20 protein-coding genes are annotated in these 16646 nt (G+C 71.0%); 9 read left to right on the forward strand and 11 right to left on the reverse strand.

Going from position 1 to position 16646, the window contains the following annotated elements:
• Positions 1-1329 (reverse strand): jacalin-like lectin, encoded by a 1329-nt coding sequence (locus ACQPZX_RS26540; RefSeq protein ID WP_433360332.1) that lies wholly within the window; start codon positions 1327-1329, stop codon positions 1-3.
• 311 nt (positions 1330-1640) lie between these two features.
• Between ACQPZX_RS26540 and ACQPZX_RS26545 the strand changes: the two genes are divergently transcribed.
• Both ACQPZX_RS26545 and ACQPZX_RS26550 read left to right on the forward strand, forming a co-directional pair.
• On the forward strand, positions 1641-2168 hold the full coding sequence (locus ACQPZX_RS26545) for a ricin-type beta-trefoil lectin domain protein (RefSeq protein WP_433360335.1): 528 nt from the start codon (positions 1641-1643) through the stop codon (positions 2166-2168).
• Between the two features lie 199 nt (positions 2169-2367).
• Positions 2368-2505 (forward strand): hypothetical protein, encoded by a 138-nt coding sequence (locus ACQPZX_RS26550; RefSeq protein WP_433360338.1) that lies wholly within the window; start codon positions 2368-2370, stop codon positions 2503-2505.
• A 23-nt stretch (positions 2506-2528) separates the two neighbouring features.
• Here ACQPZX_RS26550 and ACQPZX_RS26555 read toward each other — a convergent pair whose 3' ends face one another.
• From ACQPZX_RS26555 to ACQPZX_RS26575, 5 genes are all read right to left on the reverse strand, one after another.
• Positions 2529-3170, reverse strand: a complete 642-nt coding sequence (locus tag ACQPZX_RS26555) for an NAD(P)-dependent oxidoreductase (RefSeq protein ID WP_433360341.1) — start codon at positions 3168-3170, stop codon at positions 2529-2531.
• Between the two features lie 59 nt (positions 3171-3229).
• Positions 3230-3454, reverse strand: coding sequence for a hypothetical protein (locus ACQPZX_RS26560; protein WP_433360344.1), 225 nt, complete (start codon positions 3452-3454; stop codon positions 3230-3232).
• 41 nt (positions 3455-3495) lie between these two features.
• Positions 3496-3876, reverse strand: a complete 381-nt coding sequence (locus ACQPZX_RS26565; protein WP_433360346.1) for an NAD(P)H-binding protein — start codon at positions 3874-3876, stop codon at positions 3496-3498.
• A 103-nt stretch (positions 3877-3979) separates the two neighbouring features.
• Positions 3980-4351, reverse strand: a complete 372-nt coding sequence (locus tag ACQPZX_RS26570) for a DoxX family protein (protein WP_433360349.1) — start codon at positions 4349-4351, stop codon at positions 3980-3982.
• Between the two features lie 34 nt (positions 4352-4385).
• The gene (locus tag ACQPZX_RS26575) at positions 4386-5306 is read right to left on the reverse strand and encodes an NADP-dependent oxidoreductase (RefSeq protein ID WP_433360352.1); all 921 of its coding nucleotides are present in this window, start codon (positions 5304-5306) and stop codon (positions 4386-4388) included.
• A 100-nt stretch (positions 5307-5406) separates the two neighbouring features.
• Between ACQPZX_RS26575 and ACQPZX_RS26580 the strand changes: the two genes are divergently transcribed.
• Together ACQPZX_RS26580 and ACQPZX_RS26585 are read left to right on the forward strand one after the other, a co-directional pair.
• Entirely contained in the window at positions 5407-6159 is a 753-nt protein-coding gene (locus tag ACQPZX_RS26580) for a TetR/AcrR family transcriptional regulator (RefSeq protein ID WP_433360355.1), read from the forward strand.
• A 242-nt stretch (positions 6160-6401) separates the two neighbouring features.
• Positions 6402-7196: an alpha/beta fold hydrolase gene (locus ACQPZX_RS26585; RefSeq protein WP_433360358.1), complete on the forward strand. Its 795-nt coding sequence runs from the start codon at positions 6402-6404 to the stop codon at positions 7194-7196.
• On the opposite strand, the gene ACQPZX_RS26590 is transcribed toward ACQPZX_RS26585, so the two are convergent.
• Positions 7162-8436 (reverse strand): MFS transporter, encoded by a 1275-nt coding sequence (locus ACQPZX_RS26590; protein ID WP_433360360.1) that lies wholly within the window; start codon positions 8434-8436, stop codon positions 7162-7164. The genes ACQPZX_RS26585 and ACQPZX_RS26590 overlap by 35 nt on opposite strands.
• 208 nt (positions 8437-8644) lie before the next feature.
• On the opposite strand from ACQPZX_RS26590, the gene ACQPZX_RS26595 reads away from it, so the two are divergent.
• Both ACQPZX_RS26595 and ACQPZX_RS26600 read left to right on the forward strand, forming a co-directional pair.
• Positions 8645-9175 (forward strand): aldo/keto reductase, encoded by a 531-nt coding sequence (locus ACQPZX_RS26595; RefSeq protein ID WP_433360363.1) that lies wholly within the window; start codon positions 8645-8647, stop codon positions 9173-9175.
• A 53-nt stretch (positions 9176-9228) separates the two neighbouring features.
• The gene (locus tag ACQPZX_RS26600; RefSeq protein WP_433360366.1) at positions 9229-10101 is read left to right on the forward strand and encodes a helix-turn-helix transcriptional regulator; all 873 of its coding nucleotides are present in this window, start codon (positions 9229-9231) and stop codon (positions 10099-10101) included.
• 10 nt (positions 10102-10111) lie between these two features.
• On the opposite strand, the gene ACQPZX_RS26605 is transcribed toward ACQPZX_RS26600, so the two are convergent.
• Positions 10112-11056 carry a neprosin family prolyl endopeptidase gene (locus tag ACQPZX_RS26605; RefSeq protein ID WP_433360369.1) on the reverse strand — a complete coding sequence of 315 codons (945 nt, stop codon included), beginning with the start codon at positions 11054-11056 and terminating at the stop codon, positions 10112-10114.
• A 147-nt stretch (positions 11057-11203) separates the two neighbouring features.
• On the opposite strand from ACQPZX_RS26605, the gene ACQPZX_RS26610 reads away from it, so the two are divergent.
• Genes ACQPZX_RS26610 through ACQPZX_RS26620 form a run of 3 tightly spaced genes read left to right on the forward strand, consistent with a single transcriptional unit; the run spans position 11204 to position 14477 of the window.
• A complete protein-coding gene (locus ACQPZX_RS26610; RefSeq protein WP_433360372.1) occupies positions 11204-12991 on the forward strand; it encodes a phosphatase PAP2 family protein in 1788 nt (595 codons plus the stop codon).
• 32 nt (positions 12992-13023) lie between these two features.
• Positions 13024-13416 carry a PadR family transcriptional regulator gene (locus ACQPZX_RS26615; protein WP_433360375.1) on the forward strand — a complete coding sequence of 131 codons (393 nt, stop codon included), beginning with the start codon at positions 13024-13026 and terminating at the stop codon, positions 13414-13416.
• A complete protein-coding gene (locus ACQPZX_RS26620; RefSeq protein WP_433360378.1) occupies positions 13413-14477 on the forward strand; it encodes a hypothetical protein in 1065 nt (354 codons plus the stop codon). The genes ACQPZX_RS26615 and ACQPZX_RS26620 overlap by 4 nt, the downstream gene beginning before the upstream one ends.
• Here the strand turns inward: ACQPZX_RS26620 and ACQPZX_RS26625 are convergent.
• The 3 genes from ACQPZX_RS26625 to ACQPZX_RS26635 all read right to left on the reverse strand — a co-directional run bounded on the left by ACQPZX_RS26625 (position 14474) and on the right by ACQPZX_RS26635 (position 16637).
• Positions 14474-14617, reverse strand: a complete 144-nt coding sequence (locus ACQPZX_RS26625) for a VOC family protein (protein WP_433385449.1) — start codon at positions 14615-14617, stop codon at positions 14474-14476. The two genes, ACQPZX_RS26620 and ACQPZX_RS26625, sit on opposite strands and share 4 nt — an antisense overlap.
• A gap of 83 nt (positions 14618-14700) precedes the next feature.
• Positions 14701-15774 (reverse strand): sulfite oxidase, encoded by a 1074-nt coding sequence (locus ACQPZX_RS26630; RefSeq protein ID WP_433360381.1) that lies wholly within the window; start codon positions 15772-15774, stop codon positions 14701-14703.
• Between the two features lie 14 nt (positions 15775-15788).
• The gene (locus ACQPZX_RS26635) at positions 15789-16637 is read right to left on the reverse strand and encodes an enoyl-CoA hydratase/isomerase family protein (RefSeq protein ID WP_433360384.1); all 849 of its coding nucleotides are present in this window, start codon (positions 16635-16637) and stop codon (positions 15789-15791) included.
• Between the last annotated feature and the right edge of the window lie 9 nt (positions 16638-16646).

A 16646-nucleotide genomic window follows, 5' to 3' on the forward strand; every position in this document is an offset into this window, starting at 1 on the left:
TCAGCGCCTGGTGTAGATGACGCCGAGCTTGTCCACCTCGTCACCCGCGCGGCCGTGGAAGCCGGCGACCTGCCAGCCGCTGGGCGCGGTCCGGGTGACGCAGTCCGACGTCGTGGTGCCGCCGGCCAGGGTGTTGCCGGTGCTGGTGGTGAACTGGGCGTAGAAGATGCGGGTGGTGTTGCTGTATTTGCCACGGCAGAGCCTCACCGCAGTGACGTACTCGTTGCTGCCTAGCGTGAGCGACTTCGCGGTGCCGCCGGTCCCGCCGTGCGCGAGCACCGTGCCGGTGCTGAGGGTGAGACCCACCTGGTCGACCCGGCTGCCGGCGCGCACGCTGATCACGCTGGCCCGGGCGGCGGCGGGCACGGCGTCGAGGTCGGTGAAGTAGTTGCCGTGCGGGCCGCCGAACTGCTCGCTCAGCTGATAGTTGGCGCTGGTCGACCAGGAGAACTTGACGCTGATCGGGTCGTGGTCGCTGAGCATCAGGCCGCCGGTGAGGAAGCCGGCGTGCTCGTTGTGGTAAGCGGTGGCGGCGAGCGTGACGAGGCGGCTGCCCCGGTAGAGGATCTTGTCGACGACTTCGCACGTGTCGGTGACGGCGTTCTCGTCGCAGACCAGCGCATCGGTGCCGATCGGCGGCGCGACGCCGCCGCGCTCCAGCTGCACCCAGGCGTCGGTGAGGCCGTTGCGCTGGGCGAAGGAGGCGATCGTGTCTCCCGTACGGGTGTAGCGGGCGTTCGAATCGCCCATCACGATCACGGCGTTGCCGGCCGAGTGGGCGGCGATGAAGCTCGACAGCTGGCTGAGGTTGTCGGCGCGGGAGGTGAGGTCGCCGCTGCTCGTGCCGGCGTTCGTGTGGATGTTGTAGAGGTCGACGTAGACGCCCTCGGCGAGCCGCTCCCGCATGAAGGTGAAGCCCTTGGGCGTGAGGCAGTCGCCCGAGTCGAGCTGGCACGAGCTCCACCGCACCCGCTCGAAGTCGTCGGTGTCGTAGGCGTAGTCGCTCAGCGTGTTGAGCCCGCTGCCGATGCCGGCCCCGCCGCTGGTCGGCGTCCGGTAGGGGTGGGTGTCGGACGCGTACAGGTTGGCGTGGTAGTTGAAGTCCTCCTGGACATGCACGAGATCGAACGGCGCGAGCCGCTGTCCGATCGCGGTGGTCGCCGTGTCGCGCGGGGTCGGCGCGCTGGACAGGCCCTCGGGAAGGCCGGCGATGTTGTAGGTGAGCGCGGTGAAGCTCCCGCTGGCGGCGCTCGCGGGCCCGGTGGCGGTGACAAGGACGGCGCCGCTGACGACGGCGACTGCGGCCAGAGCGGCCGTGATCCGAGACATGTACCGGACAGTAGGTTTCGACGGGCGTCGATAGAACCGTTCCCGTAAAACTCATAGGTGAAGAAAGTTTGCGTTCACCGGCGGTTCGGCCCGCACGTCACCATGTGGCGGCCCCAGTCGTCTCCCGGACCTTGGAGGCGGCCCCCAGGAAGGGGTCGTGTGCCTTACCGAGCTGAGGGCTGCCTGGCCAAGCCGTCCAGTCAAATCATGGACTCACCGGATTCCATCGATGTTGACCTCTGCCAGTCTCGGTCCATTGCGACGCAGGATCGCGCGGCACCCGCCGCGCGGCGCGTTTCACGGGGGATCTCATGAAGGCACTTAGAAGGTTCGGCACACTCGCCGTCGCGATGATCATCGCGGTTTCCAGTCTCATGCTGGGCGCCACGCCCGCGTCTGCTGCCGGGGACGTGCACTACGAGAACGTGGGAAATCCGGGCTGGTGCCTGGACGGCGACGGGAACTCCGCCTACCTCCACGAATGTGGCCATGGAAACATCGACTACCAGCAGTGGACCGTCCAGGACTCGGGCGCAATGCAGGTGAAGCACAAGGTGTCCGGCCAATGCCTCCAGGTCGTGTTGACGACGGGAAAGGTGACGCTGGGTTTCTGCAACGAGCAGGGAGTCAGCTGGACTGCGGTGGGCAAGAACGGCTGGGTGAAGTTCGTCAGCAACACTTCCCCCGCCAAGTGCCTCCGGCCTGACCGAACGTGGGAGGAGCCGCGTACCACCTACCCACTGATTGTGGACTGGTGCGACCCGAACAATCACAGCGCCAACCCGTTGGACGTCAACGGCAACGTCCCGAACATCGTCGCCTGGCGCTGGTTCTTCTGACGCGAGCCGTCGCCGCGTCCGCCACTGCTTCAGGTAGTCCGTCGGGCGACCTCCGAGCCACGTTTCACTAGGCCGAGTTGCCGTCTGCGGTGCTGGCCGAACTGGTCGGGATGAACCCGCAGACGGCGGCCCGTTGGGCTCGACTGGGAAACACCGACTGGGCGGCTTACCTGTCCGCGAAGGACCCTGCCGGGCGATGATGAGTCACCTCTTCACCGGCCCCGCCGGCCGAAGGCAAATCGGCCCGGGCGCATACCGCTACGGCCGCGAGCGGGCGAGCGACGTCGCCCTGCCAGATGAGGTCGGCGTGGCCCTGCTCGGCGCCATTGAAATGTGAGCGAGGAAGCGCCCGTCCGTGGGTTAGTTGCTGATCGCTGGTGCGGCGTGGTGGAACCGGTCGTCGGTCAGCTGTGCCGCGGTGAAGGCGGCGATGTCGGCGCGGGTGACGGCCATGCCGATCTTGTCGGTGCCGAAGAAGCCGTACCGGTTGACGCCCTTCTTCGGGCCGTCCTTGGGGGCGCTGAACCGCACGATGGTCCAGTCGAGGCCGCTGCTGGTGATGAGGTCGGTCATGCCCAGCAACTCTCGATAGGCGCGGGGCAGCATGGTGCGGCCCATGAACCCGATCATCTTCTGCAGGGTGTTGGGCTTGTCGCGTTTGTCGATGATGCTGGGGGTGCCGTTGCCGATGTAGCGGGTCACGCCGTGGCGTTTCATCGCGTCGATGATCAGGCGGGTGCCGCCGATCAGGGGCAGGCCGGTCTCTTTGCGGTCCATGCTGGGACCGAGCGCGGAGATGACCGCCTCCGCGTCGATGACCGCGTTGTCGATCGCGCCGGGGTCGGTGATCGCGCCGATGACCACCCGTACGTCGTCGGGCCACGAGGCCGGCACTTTCGCCGGGTTACGGGCGTACGCGGTGACGGTGTGACCGGCGGCGAGCAACTCGCTGACGACGAACTGGCCGATGGCGCCGGTAGCGCCGAAGACAGTGACGTTCATAGGGGGTTCCCGAGTCTTTCTGCGAAGGTCGGGGCGGGGAGTTGAATGCGGGGGTGGGGTCAGCCGTCCTGGCGGAGTCCTTCGGCCAGGGGTGTGGTGGGGTGCCCGATGAGGCGGACGAGGTCGTCGCCGGTGACGGACATGATGCCTGCGCCCATGTTCTGGTCGAGGGCGGCGAGGAAGCCGGCGGTGCCTTCGTCGAGCCCGGCGCCGGTCAGGATGCCCTGGTACTGCTCGGGGGTGACCAGCTGGTAGAGGATCGGTTTGCCGGTAACCTCGCTCATGGCGTCGGCGAGGTCGACGTACGTGTGGTCGGTGTCGCCGGTCAGGCTGTAAGTGCGGTGGCCTTGTGGTCGGCGCCGAGCGCGAAGCTCGGGTCATCGCAACGTACCCCGCTGGTGTAGTAGAGGTGCCGCGCACCGGCGGCCTTGGCCGCGTCGACGACGGCTTTGTGCTGCTGCAACCGGTGTGGGTCCTGGCCGGAGATCAGCACCACCTGCTCGTGTCCGGCGACGGCAGCGCTGATCTGGCCGGGGTCGTCGAGGTCGACGCGGGCGGTGCGATAGCCGTCGGCGGCTAGGGCGTCGAGGACGTCCTGGTTGCGGCCGGCGGCGGTGATGTCGGCGGCGGGCAGGCCGGTCTTGAGCAGTTCGGGCAGCAGCAGACGGCCGAGGGCGCCGGTGGCACCGATGACAAGGACGGACATGGCGGAACTCCTGATCGTGTCGTGAGAGGTGGCGCTGCGCGGCGCGGTCGGTGGCTGCGCGCCGTCCGCGTGCCATTGACGGGGACGGCGCGGCGGGGCGTTTTCAGAAGCTGTAGGGGCCGAACCGGCCCCAGGCCAAGACGAGGCAGAGCACGAGCAGCACCGCGTTGACCATGACCCCGGACGGCTCCTTGCGGCGCAGGTGCGTGATCGCGGCCAGGACCATGACCAGCGCCAGGCAGGACGCGGCGATCGGGGTCAGGATCGGCGCGATGCCGGTGGCCGCGGGCAGGATCAGCCCGAGGCCGCCCAGCAGTTCGGACGCGCCGATCAGCCGGACCGTGCCGAGGGAGAAGTCCTCCACCCAGGGCAGGTTGGGCTGGAGCTTTTCTTTGGGCTGCGTCGCTTTCATCACGCCCGCGAGGATGAATGCGGCGGCCAGGATCGCCTGGATGATCCAGAGGGCGATGTTCATGGGTGAGGGGTCTCCAGAACCAGGGGGATCGTGGTCAGGCGACCGTGATGGCGATCTTGCCGAGGGTGCCGCCGGCGAAGTCACCGAACGCGACCGGCACCTCGGTGAGGGTGTAGGTGCGCTTGACCGGCACGGTGACGCGGCCGGCGGCGAGGTCGGCGGCGAGCTTCTCGAGGGTGGCCGGGGCCGGGTTGGCCACGATGAACGTGGCCGCCGGGTGCTGGTCGGCGCCGAAGCCCATGGTGCTGGCGATGCGGCCCTTCTCGGTTAGCAGGCCGGCCAGCGTGGCCGGGTCGCCGGCCAGGTGCACGATCACGTCGACGCCAGTCGGGCTGATCTCGCGGACCTGCGCCGCAACATCCCCGGTGTGGTCGACGACCTTCTGCGCGCCCAGGCCGCGGACGAACTCGGCCTCCTCACCAGGCTTCGCGGTGGCGATGACCGTCGCGCCGGCCGCGGCGGCGAGCTGAATGGCGATCGAACCGACGCCACCGGTGGCGCCGCTGATCAGCACCGTCTCACCGGCCTGCGGGGCGACCGCGTCCAGCGAGTCGACGGCCGCCGTACCGGCCAGACCGACCGCACCAGCAGCCGCCGGCTCGACACCCTCAGGAAGCTTTGCGATGCCGATCGCCTCCGGCACCGTGACGTACTCGCCGAAGCCGCCGTCGCCGAGGAACGCCTTGGTCACAACGCCGAACACCTTGTCGCCGGCGGCGAACCGAGTGACACCCTCACCGACCGCCTCCACGGTGCCGGCGAAGTCCTTACCCAGCACGACCGGGAAACGGTGCTCCATCATCCCGACGACGTACCCACCGGCGACCGACAGGTCGAACCCGTTGACCGACGACGCCTGCACCTTGACCAGCACCTCACCGGCGCCCGGCTGCGGCTTCGGCACCTCGGTGACCTCAGGCGTCGCACCCTGCTCGGCCGTCACAACTGCCTTCATGATGATCTCCTCGAAAGAAGTGGAAGGTTTCCTCCACTACACCTACCGAGCGTAACACGGAAGTGGACGATATCCTCCACTTGAAGGTAGGGTGATCTGTATGACCTCGCCTCCAGCACCCCGGACCCCGGCCGGCGCCGGCTTGCGCGTCGACGCCGAGCGCAACCGGCAGCGCATCGTCGACGCCGCCCGCGAGGTCTTCGCCGAGCTCGGCCTGGACGTACCGATGGAAGACATCGCCAAACGCGCCGGCGTCGGCGTCGGCACCCTCTACCGCCGCTACCCGACCCGGGCGGACCTGATCGCCGCAGCCTTCGAGACCAAGATGACCGCGTACGCCGGGGCCGCCCGCGAAGCGTTGGCGAACCCGGACCCGTGGGCCGGCTTCTGCGGCTACGTCGAACAGATCTGCGCCATGCAAGCTGGCGACCGTGGGTTCACGACCGTGCTGACCATGACGTTTCCCACAGCGAAGCAGTTCGAGGCCGACCGTGCCCGCGCCTTCGCCGACTACAGCACCCTGGTGGAAAGAGCCAAGGACGCGGGGAAACTGCGCGCTGACTTCGTCACCGAGGACCTGCCGATGTTCCTCATGGCCAACGCCGGCGTCCTGACCGCCACCGCGGACGCCGCCCCCGATACGTGGCGCCGGTTCGTCGGCTACCTCCTGCAAGCGTGCGCCGCCCAAGCAGCGCAGCCGCTACCCGACCCGCCCGCGCCCCGCCAGATGTACAAGGCCATGCTGCGCGCCACCCGCCAGCAATGGGATCTGCGCACCTCGTCCAGCAAAAGGCGGGCTGGGGCAGGTACCGGCACCGACACCCCTCATCAAGGAGTGTCCGATGACGCTTGAAATCGGCGTCTATTCGTTCGGCAACACCCCACGCGGCGCCGACGGCGCTCCCAACACCGCGCAAGCCATCCGCGACGTGCTCGCGGCCGTGCACGTCGCCGAACAAGCCGGCCTTGTCGCACAGCAGATACTCGACGACGGCGTGCCGCTGCTCGGGCGCCGCCTCGAGCACATTCCTGGCGTGGCTGTCGATGAAGAAGTCCCGCACGTCACAATGTGGCGGGCCCAGTCGTCCTCCGTCCATGGCACTCGCATACACCCGCCGCGGCGCCGGGGCGCCGCTGATCCTGCTGCACGGCATCGGGTCCGCTCGCCAGGCGTGGGACCCCGTCCTCGACCGGCTCGCCGAGCGATTTGACGTCATCGCCGTCGACCTGCCCGGCCACGGCGAGTCTGCGCCGCTGCCCTCGGGCGTCGAACCACGGCCGGACGCCATCGCGGCCGCCGTGGCCGCCTTCCTCGACTCCCAGGGCGTGGCGACACCGCACGTGGCCGGCAACTCACTGGGCGGCTGGGTCGCCCTCGAACTCGCCGCCGTCCGCCCGGTCCGGTCGCTGACCCTGCTCTCCCCGGCCGGCCTGTGGCACGGCCGAACCCCGCTATACAACCGGATCAGCCTGCGCGCCACCCGATGGCTCGCCAAGCATCTCACCGCATCGGCGTGCCACCTCGTCCGCTACCGCGCCGGGCGGATCCTCATCCTCGGCCAAACCCACGGGCACCCGTCCCGGATCTCCGCGGCGTACGCCCGCAACGCCGTCCGGGCGATGGCCGGCGCCACCGGTTTCGACGCGACCATGAAGGCCACCGAGCCGCGCTGCTACCGCGCCGGGCCACCCATCGACGCGCCGGTCACCGTCGCCTTCGGGTCGCGTGACCGCCTCCTGCTCCCCCGACAGTCCCGCCACCTGGATGAGCTGCCACCGGAAACCCACCTCGGCGAACTACCCGGAGGCGGACACGTCCCGATGGCCGACAATCCCGGCGCCGTCGCCGCGCTCATCATCGCCACCACCGAGCGGACGGTCCACGCTTGACGGCCGACACCGCCACGGGCGCAACCAGGGCGGAGAACTCAGCCGACGGGAGACTGGCTTCAGGACCCGGGCGGTCCAGCGGGCGCCCGCGCCGAGGACCTCTTGGCCATGCAGGACGGCGAGCAGGACGGCTGTCAGTGGTCGCGAGCCGCAGGCCGAGCACGGCGACGACGGTGACGGCGGCGCCGGCCGCGAACACCGCGCCGTAGCCGAGCCGGGTGGCCGAGCCGAGGCCGATCAGCGGGCCGGCGGCGATGGCGCCCAGCCGGCGGGTGTTGGTGTAGAGCCCGGCGGCCAGGCCGGGGCGCGGGATGATCTGCTGGAACAGCGTCAGCCCTACGCCGGCGACGGTGGCGAAGAACCAGGCGTTGAGCGCCTGCAGGCCCAGTAGCAGCACCGGTCCCCGGGCGAAGGCCATGACGGCGTAGTAGACGATGCCGGCCACGCACCCGGACAGCAGCAGCATCGGCCCGGACACGCGGCCGGTCAGCTTGCCGATCAGCAGCAGCGCCGGTACCTCCAGACCGGCGGCGACGCCGAGGGCGATGCCCGCCCACGCCACTGCGAGGCCGAGCCGCTCGGTGACGAACAGGCTCATGATCGAGACGGTGGCGCTGTTGGTGGCCTGCAGCGCGACGAACACCACGAGCACCGCGACGACGCGTCCGCGCGGCATCCGGCCTGCTTCGGCAACCGGGTCGCCGTCGCGGCCGACCGCGGCCCGGCGCATCGCCGCGGTCGTGGCCAGGTTGAGCACCGCCACCGCCGCGATGGCCACCAGAATCGCCCGCGGACCGAGGCCGCCGATGAGGAAGGTGGCCAGCGGCGGACCGGCGACCCAGGCAAACGAGACGAGGGCCCGCGTGCGCACCACGTCGCCGGGCGCCGCGCCGGTGTGCTTGAGGTGAGCGAACAGCAGCGAACTGCCGACACCGGCCGGCCCGCCCAGCACGACCAGGCCGAGCACCGCCACCGGCAGCGACCTGGTCACGGCGAGCACACCGGCCAGCGCGAGTGTCAGCACCCCGCACGCAAGCATCGGCCGCACGTAGTCCCGAGCCCGGTCGGCGTAGGCGGGAAGCAGCAGCGAGGCGATGAACCCGCCGGTGTTGTAGATCGCCAGCGCCCAGCCGATCTCCCCCGCGCTCGCGTGGAATACCGTGGCCAGCAACAGCGCCAGCGCCGGGTTCAGGAAGGCGAACTGCAGCCCCCAGAACAGGGCCGACGCACCGATCAGCACCGCCTGTCCGCCCTGCTCACGCCGGTGATCAGCGACCTGCGTGGCGCCATGTCGAATCCTCTCGTGAGCGGCGCGATCCCGGGGCGTTCCGCCGCGCCGGGTACCGGCCACGAACGAAGGTAGGCATGCCCCCGGCGGCGGCGGGAGGTTCTGGTGTTACCTCCCTGAGAAGGAGCTCATCGAGGCCGGCAAGGTCAAGCACTTCGGCATGTCCGAAGCCGCAGCCGCGACCGTCCGCCGGGCGCACGCCGTGCAGCCGGTCACCGCGCTGCAGAACGAGTACTCACTGTGGTGGAAGCGGCCCGAGGCGGAGATCATCCCGATGTGCGAGGAGCTCGGCATCGGCCTGGTCCCGTACAGCCCGCTCGGCAAGGGCTTCCTCACCGGCACGATCAGCACCGACACCGCGTTCACCCCCGGCGACATCCGGACCACGATCCCGCGGTTCGAGGCCGACGCCCGCAAGGCCAACCAGGCCCTCGTCGACCGGCTCGGCGAGATCGCCGCGCGCAAGAACGCAACCCTCGCGCAGATCGCGCTGGCCTGGCTGCTGGCCCAGAAGCCGTGGATAGTCCCGATCCCCGGCACCCGCCGGCCCGAGCGGCTGCAGGAGAACATCGGCGCCGCCGACGTGTCGCTGACCGCGGCCGACCTCGCCGAGATCGACGGCGCCGTCGGGCAGGTCGACATTCAGGGCGGCCGCTACTCCGAGCAGGCCGAACGCATGACCAACCGATGACCGGCAACAACAGAACCTCCCGGGCCGACGGAGCCGGACGTAGCGTCGACGGCATGGACCACCGCGCCGAGACCCGCGACTTCCTCACCACCCGCCGCGCCCGCATCACCCCCGCACAGGCCGGACTGCCCGCCTACGGCACCAGCCGCCGCGTGCCGGGGCTGCGCCGCGAGGAAACAGCCATGCTCGCCGGGGTCAGCGTCGACTACTACACCCGGCTGGAACGTGGCAACCTGAGCGGCGTCTCCGACAGCGTCCTCGACGCCCTGGTCCGGGCTCTGCAACTCAACGAGGCCGAGCGCGACCACCTCTACGACCTCGCCCGGCAGGCCAACGCCGGCCCGCGCGCCCGCGCCACCCGGCGCCGCACCACCGCTGACCTCCGGCCGGCCGTCCAGCAACTGCTCGACGCGATGACCGGCGCCCCGGCCTACGTGCGCAACGGCCGCCTCGACATCCTCGGCGCCAACCACCTTGGCCGCGCCGTCTTCGCCCCCGCCTTCGAGAAAGCTACCGGCCGGCCCAACCTCGCCCGGTTCGTCTTCCTCGACCCGGCCTCGCAGGACTTCTACCGCGACTGGGAACAACTCGCCGAAGATGTCGTCGCGCTGCTGCGCGGCGAGGCCGGACGCAACCCGTACGACAAGGACCTCACCGACCTGGTCGGCGAGCTCTCCACCCGCAGCGACCGGTTCCGCACCTGGTGGGCCGCGCACGACGTACGGCTGCACCGCTCCGGCGTCAAACGCCTGCACCACCCGCTGGTCGGCGACCTCAGCCTCGCCTACGAGTCCATGACCCTCGTCACCGACCAGGGCTTGCAGCTCAACGCCTACAGCGCCCAGCCCGGGTCACCGGATCAGGACGCCCTCGACCTGATCGCCAGCTGGGCCGCGTCACCGACGACAGCTAAGGAGCAGCGATAAGCGGCGGCGATCAGCAGAAGCCGGGGCCGCCGTAGAGGAACGAGCGTGCGTTCAGCGCGCCGATCGTGTAGGCCGCCACGTCCGGCGCCTTCGGGGTCAGCAGCGACGAGGACGACGAGACACCTTCGAGGTCGAAGACCGACCAGCTGAGGAAGTACGCCGGCTGTGGCTTGGCGCCCGCTCCGGCTGAGCCCTGCACGCCGGTGCCCATGTCGGTGCACGGCTGGTCGGCCGGCGACGCCACCTCGCCGAACACCTGGTAGGCGCCCGCCGACGTGAAAGTCACGTCCTCGTCCGACCACAGCGTCGACGGGAAGTAGCCGATCCACTGGTTGTCGTACGAGACCCACCAGGAACTCTTGAAGAACTGGATGGCGAACCGCTTGCTCTCGCCGACGGGCAGGATCGCGCCCGGCTTCACCGTGGTGTCGGCGGCGACGACGAAGCCGCAGCCGTTGTAGCAGGACTCCTGGCTGTTGACCCAGTGGTAGACGAACAGGTGCGGCTCGTAGTCGCCGTTGACGACCGGGTCGACGTTCCAGCCGACCTCGACGATCTGCCGGATGCCGTTGAGGGAGCTCTGCACGGAAAGCTCGCCCAGCGAATGGTCGCCGTACGTGACGGCCGGCTTCGCGATGGACATGTAGCCGACGGCGCCGGTGTTGGCGACCTCCTGGCGGCCCGCGTTGTAGAAGTAGCAGGCTTTGTCGGGGCAGGTGGCGGCGGTCGCGGCCGCCCCGGCCGCTCGCCTCGTGGCCACGGTGGCCTGGGGCGGAGCGCCCTTGTCGCCGTCGACCCCGACCGGCGCCCAGTCGGCCGCGCTGACCCCGGGCGGCGTGCCGAGGCCGCCGTCGGCGTGGGCGGGCGCGGCGGCGGAGAGGCCGGTGATGACCGCGGTCGCGGCGAGCAGGGCGAGCAGCGCCGTGCGGGCGCGCCCGTAAAGGGTGGTTGCCACGTTGTCCTCCATCGAGCCTTGGCGAGGATTCTAAAGGGGACCGCATCGGCGCCTGTCGACGGCTCACGTAAAACTCATAGGTGAAAAAAGTTTGCGTTCATCGGTGGTTCTCCGGGCGGCCTCCGCGGTGCCCGAGCATCCGGAATCGTGATCGAATCCTTCCTCAGCCGCCGCACGCTGCTGCGCGCCACGGCCGCCGGCACCCTGGGGACGGCCTTCCTCAAAAAGCTGCCGGCGGCGGCCTCCTTTGTCGACAGTTACCGGACGAATATCGCCGCCAACACGACGGCCGACACCAACGCGGCGGTCCGGATCCTCTCCGGCATGCAGCGGCTCTGGCAGACCGGCGCGGCCTGGAACACCGGCACCGTGCTCGACGCCCCCGCGCTGCGGGCGAGCATGCGGTACGTCGCCCACGTGTCCCGCACCCGCACCCCGGCGATGGAGGCACGGGCTTTCGTCCAGGACCGGCAGCACCAGAGCTACGCCGCCATCTCCGGCCTCGGCCCGCTCGCGCCGATCTACAAGGCGGGCGCGCTCGCCGTCACCTCGATCACCTCGGCCCCGGCCGGCACGCCCGCCACCACCATCGACGACGCGGTGCCGGCCGGCGCGCCCGCCGGATCGGCCCTCGGCGCGGGGTCGCCCACCTCGGCGCTCGGCCAGGTGGTCAGCCTGGTCAACACCATCCGCGGATCTTTCTCGTCGGGCAACCCGAGCAAGGCCGCCTACCAGTACCCGCGGCCGTGGCGGATGAACGCGGACAGCGTCGTCGTGGACACCGGCGCTGTCGACGCGCTCGGTTTCCCGGTCTACGACTCGCCGGTCACCGTGGTGCCGCAGCTGCTGCGCCAGCGCAGCGCGACGCCGTCGAGCGACGGCGGCTTCCCGAGCGGGCACACCAACGCTTTCCACCTGGCCGCGCTGGCTTTCGCGTACGCCGTGCCGGAGCGCTTCCAGGAGCTCGTGACGGCCGCCTTCGACCTGGCCGAGACGCGCATCGTCTCGGGCATGCACTCCCCCGTCGACGTGATCGGCGGGCGGATCCTGGCGACGGCGCTCACCGCCGCGATCCTCAACGACCCGGCCAATCTTTCTCTCAAGACGGCGGCTCGCGAGCAGGCCCTGGCTTACTTCACCGCTCAGGTCGGTGACGATGTGTTCGGCTTCGCGCACCGGGGCGCGGACGCCTACGGCGACCGGAAGGCCAATGCCAACACAATCAACCCCAAGCTCACGTACGGGTTGCCGCGCGCCCGCTCGAACGCGGCGATGGTCGTGCCGGCCGGGGCCGAGGTGCTGCTCGAGACCCGGCAGCCGTATCTGACCGCCGCGCAGCGCCGGGAAGTGCTGCGGACGACGGCCCTGGGCGCGGGTTGGACACTGCTCGACGGGCCGGAGAGCTGGGGCCGCCTCAACCTCTTCGCCGCCGCCGACGGGTACGGCGCGTTCGACCGCGACGTGGTGGTGACGCTGGACGCGGCGGCCGGCGGGTTCGGCGCCGCCGACTCGTGGCGCAACGACATCTCCGGGCGCGGCGGGCTGGTCAAGACCGGCACCGGGACCCTGACGCTGACCGGCGACAACTCCTATCGCGGCGGCACGACGATCGCGGGCGGCACCCTGGTCGCGGCGTCGTCACGGGCTCTGGGCTGCGGCGATGTGGTGGTCTCGGGCGGCACCCTCGTCGTTTCCCGCGCGTTGCGCGTCGCCGGTTCTCTCCGCCTCGGCGACCTCGTGGTCTCCCGCGGCGCCGAAATCGAGGTCGACGGGGACGCGGTGCTCGGCGGCACCCTCACCGTCTCCCGCGATGGGACCGTCCTCAGCGCCCGGCGCGTGCACGGCAAGTTCGCCCGGGTGGTCGCGCCGGCCGGTTATCGGGCGACGGTCGGCTACACACGTACGGCCGTCACGGTCCGCCTCCACCGCGGTTGACCCATACTCAGATCATCTTTATATTGCCCTCCATGGCGAAGGCGATGCGGGAACCCACCTTCTGGACACTCACCGCGCTGGCGCAGGCGGCCCGGCACGGCTACGGGATCATCCAGGAGGTGTCCCGCCTGTCCGAGGGCCAGGTGACCCTGCAGGCCGGGACGCTGTACGCGGCCCTCGACCGGCTCGCCGCGGAAGGCCTCGTCGAGGTCGACCGCGTCGAGAAGGTCGACGGCCGCGACCGCCGCTACTACCGGCTCACCCAGGGCGGCGTCAGCGCCCTGAGCGCCGAGGTCGAGCGGCTCGGCCACAACGCCCGCACGGCCGGCGCCCAGCTCGCAATCCGCACCGGCCCATCGGCGGCCGATCCTCCGGCGGCGCGCCCTTCGCCGGCCCGCCCCGGCTTCGGCCCGGCGACCGCGTGAGCCGCCTGGACGCGCGCTACCGCCTGCTGCTGCGCGCCTACCCGCCCGGCCGCCGCCGCGCCGAACTCCTCGACACCCTCATGGAGGCCGCCCCCGCGAGCCGCCACATCCCGACGTTGCGGGAGGCGGCCAACCTGCTGCGGCACGGCCTGCGCGCCCGCCTCGGCCGTCCCGCCGGCCGCGGCATCGTCGTGGTCGCCGCCTTCGTCGCCCTGATCGCCGGTTTCCTCGGCGCTTCCGTCGCCGCCAGGGTGGCCTGGGAGTTCGCACCCGACCACCCGTCCGGCGCCGCCCTCGCCGAGATCAAGGCCACCGTCTTCCCCGGTCTTCCCGCCGAGGCCGCGCGCAACGGGGACGGCCTGTTCTTCGACCCGTCCGAGCGCTCCTACGCCGGCGTCGCGCTCTACGGCCACAGCGAGGACTTCGAGTTCTCCACCCTGATCCTGTTCCCGACCGGTCGCTTCATCTCCGGCAGCTACCGGTCCTGGACCGCCGCCGCGCAGGACCGCCTGGTCGCGGCCGGCTGGCAGGTCAGCGACGCCGAGGTCACCGGGCCGACGTCCATCGCCACCGGCGAGGTCGACGACACCGGCCGCACCTTCACCGCGACCCGCGACGGCCGCGCCCTGAAGGTCGAGACCACCACCGACGTCGTCGACACCCCCGCCGGCTCGTTCGACGTCACCGCCCGGCTCGACCGGCTCACCCCCGGCTACGTCACCGCCGCAGCCGTGCTCGGGCTGCTCTCGGGCGCGCTCGTCGGCTGGCTGCTCACCGGCTGGGCGAGCCGCCGCACCGAGCACGCGGCCCCGTCGATCCGCGCGCTGGCCCGCCTCTCGACCATCGTCGCCCTCGTGCTGTTGCTGCCGCAGGCGCTGTTCGGCGTGCTGCTGCTCGGCACCGCCACGTTCGCCGCCGGTCCCCCGGTCCAGCCGTTCTGGTCCCTGTCGCTGACCTACGGGTACGGCTGCGGCTTCCTCGGCGTGCTGCTCTTCGCCGTGGCCCTGGCGTCGGCCGCCGTCGCGCGGCCCGGTTCGGACAGCTTGGGCGCGATCGGCTAGCCCAGCGCGAGCAGGCAGAACTCGTTGCCCTCGGGGTCGGCCATGACGACCCCGGGACGTCGCCCTGCCCCACGTCGGCGGGGGTCGCGCCCGGCTCCTTCTAGGCGCGCGACCAGCTCCGCCTGATCGCCTCCGCCCAGAAGCCGCCCAGCGCGGCGTCGTCGCCGGCGTTCATGTTGATCTGAACGAGCCGCGTCCCCATGCCGACGATCTTAGGCAGGTGTCAGCGCACGTCGACGTACGACAGCTCGACCGCGTTGTTGCCGTACCCGAGCCGGTTCCACGGCGGCACCTCGGGCTGGACGTCGCCGGAGGCGTCCCGCGCCCGCGCCCGCAGACTGTGCCGCCCGACCGTGGCCTCCCACTCGAAGCTCCAGTCCTGCCACGCGTACGGCTCCGCCGGCGGCGACACCACGGCGGGACTCCACTCGCTCGCGCCGGTGAAGCTCAGGCCCACCTCGGTGATCGGCCCCGAGCCGGACCACGCCTTGCCGCGGATCGTGTATCGGCCCTCCGGGATCGTCGTGCCGGGCGCGGGGTCGGTGATGCGGGCCCGGACCCGCATCAGCGTGACCGGCTCGAAGGGACGGTCGGCCCACTGGTAGATGTAGTGGCCGGTCTGGAACTCGCCCTCGAACGGCGACGTGATGACGTCGAGCCGCGCCAGCCATTTGACCGACGCCACCGCGTACCAGTGCGGCACGATCAGGCGGAACGGGGCGCCGTGGTCGGGCACGAGCGGCTCGCCGTTCATCTCGTACGCGATGAGGATCTCGGACGCCGGGTCGGCCGCGTGCGCGAGGCCCAGCGAGCGGACGAACGTCAGGTCGGCGTCGGCCGGTTCGAGGACCGAGGCGAGGTGGTACTTGCCGCGGTCGGCGCCCTGGCAGCGGAGCTCGACGCCGTCCGGGGCGGGCTGGGCCCGGCGCAGCACGTCGGCCAGCCGGGCGCCCCGCCAGCGGGCGGTGGACACCGCGTATCCGCCCCACGGCTCGCCGGTGGGCAGCGGCCGCATGTCGAGGCGGCCGTTGCCGGCGCATTCCAGGGTGACGACGTGGTCCACGGCGGGCAGGGCGCGCAGGTCGTCGACGGTGAGCGTGAGCGGGTTGCCGACCGCGCCGCCGATCTGGAGGGTGCCCTCGTGGTCGGGCAGGGCGAAGTTGCTGCGGACGTAGTGCAGCTCGGTCGGCGTCACGTCGAGGGCCAGCGCGGAGTGCGGCGCCTCGGCGTTGAACGGCTCTTCCTTGATCATCGCGAGGGCGGCACGGTTGCGGGCGATGTCGTCGGTGATGGTCATGGGAAGGCCCCCGATCAGTAGTCGGCGTCCTGGAAGTGCGGGTCACGGTTGTCGTTGAAGGCGCCGATGCCCTCGACGCGGTCCGGGTGGACGGCCGAGCGCCAGTGCGCCTCCATCATGATCGCGATGGCCTGCTCGATCGGCTGGCCCTGGCCCATGCGGACGGCCCGCTTGACCGCCTGCACCGCGGTAGGGGAGTTGCTCGCGATCTTCTCGGCGATGCGGTGCGCGGCCGGCATCAGCTCGTCCGGCGGATGGATCTCGTTCACCATGCCCAGCCGGAAAGCCTCCTGGGCGGTGATCGGGTCGCCGGTCATCAGCATCTGCAGGGCCTTGCCGGGCGGCAGGGCGCGGGGCAGCAGGACCGGCGAGCCGCCCCCGGCCGACAGGCCGATCATCGCCTCCGGCTGGCCGAAGGTGGCGTTGTCGGAGGCGATGATGAAGTCGGTGCTCTGGGCAATCTCGGAGCCGCCGCCGTACGCGATGCCGTTGACCGCCGCGAAGATCGGCTTCCGCAGCTGCCGCAGCGTGTACAGGGTCCGGTCGAAGTCCTGGCGCTGGCGCAGCCATTGCTGTTTGGTCATGCTCTTGCGCTGCCGCAGGTCGCTGCCGACCGAGAAGGCGCGCACGCCCGCGCCGGTGAGGACGGCGACGCGGACCGAGGGCTCGACGGCGATGGTCTCGAGGACCTCGGTGAGCCGGGCGCCCATCGCGGTGCTGATCGCGTTGTCGGCCTGGGGCCGGTTCAGCGTGATGACGGCGACGGCCCCACCGGCGGCGTAGTCGAGCAGCACCGACTTGCCGGGGTCGGCGTCGTCGGGGGCGGGCGGGCCGAAGTCCAGGGGCTTCCAGCGATCGGTCATGGCGTCTCC

This window comes from Actinoplanes sp. CA-142083, from assembly GCF_050942195.1.
GTDB lineage: Bacteria > Actinomycetota > Actinomycetes > Mycobacteriales > Micromonosporaceae > Actinoplanes.

Coding starts and splice junctions, on each gene's coding strand:
- ACQPZX_RS26575 (WP_433360352.1), bottom strand. CDS start 5,306: ATGAAGGCAGTTGTGACGGCCGAGCAGGGTGCGACGCCTGAGGTCACC.
- ACQPZX_RS26635 (WP_433360384.1), bottom strand. CDS start 16,637: ATGACCGATCGCTGGAAGCCCCTGGACTTCGGCCCGCCCGCCCCCGAC.
- ACQPZX_RS26560 (WP_433360344.1), bottom strand. CDS start 3,454: ATGAGCGAGGTTACCGGCAAACCGATCCTCTACCAGCTGGTCACCCCC.
- ACQPZX_RS26550 (WP_433360338.1), top strand. CDS start 2,368: ATGAGTCACCTCTTCACCGGCCCCGCCGGCCGAAGGCAAATCGGCCCG.
- ACQPZX_RS26585 (WP_433360358.1), top strand. CDS start 6,402: ATGGCACTCGCATACACCCGCCGCGGCGCCGGGGCGCCGCTGATCCTG.
- ACQPZX_RS26595 (WP_433360363.1), top strand. CDS start 8,645: ATGTCCGAAGCCGCAGCCGCGACCGTCCGCCGGGCGCACGCCGTGCAG.
- ACQPZX_RS26565 (WP_433360346.1), bottom strand. CDS start 3,876: ATGTCCGTCCTTGTCATCGGTGCCACCGGCGCCCTCGGCCGTCTGCTG.
- ACQPZX_RS26600 (WP_433360366.1), top strand. CDS start 9,229: ATGGACCACCGCGCCGAGACCCGCGACTTCCTCACCACCCGCCGCGCC.
- ACQPZX_RS26570 (WP_433360349.1), bottom strand. CDS start 4,351: ATGAACATCGCCCTCTGGATCATCCAGGCGATCCTGGCCGCCGCATTC.
- ACQPZX_RS26555 (WP_433360341.1), bottom strand. CDS start 3,170: ATGAACGTCACTGTCTTCGGCGCTACCGGCGCCATCGGCCAGTTCGTC.
- ACQPZX_RS26580 (WP_433360355.1), top strand. CDS start 5,407: ATGACCTCGCCTCCAGCACCCCGGACCCCGGCCGGCGCCGGCTTGCGC.
- ACQPZX_RS26615 (WP_433360375.1), top strand. CDS start 13,024: ATGGCGAAGGCGATGCGGGAACCCACCTTCTGGACACTCACCGCGCTG.
- ACQPZX_RS26545 (WP_433360335.1), top strand. CDS start 1,641: ATGAAGGCACTTAGAAGGTTCGGCACACTCGCCGTCGCGATGATCATC.
- ACQPZX_RS26630 (WP_433360381.1), bottom strand. CDS start 15,774: ATGACCATCACCGACGACATCGCCCGCAACCGTGCCGCCCTCGCGATG.
- ACQPZX_RS26540 (WP_433360332.1), bottom strand. CDS start 1,329: ATGTCTCGGATCACGGCCGCTCTGGCCGCAGTCGCCGTCGTCAGCGGC.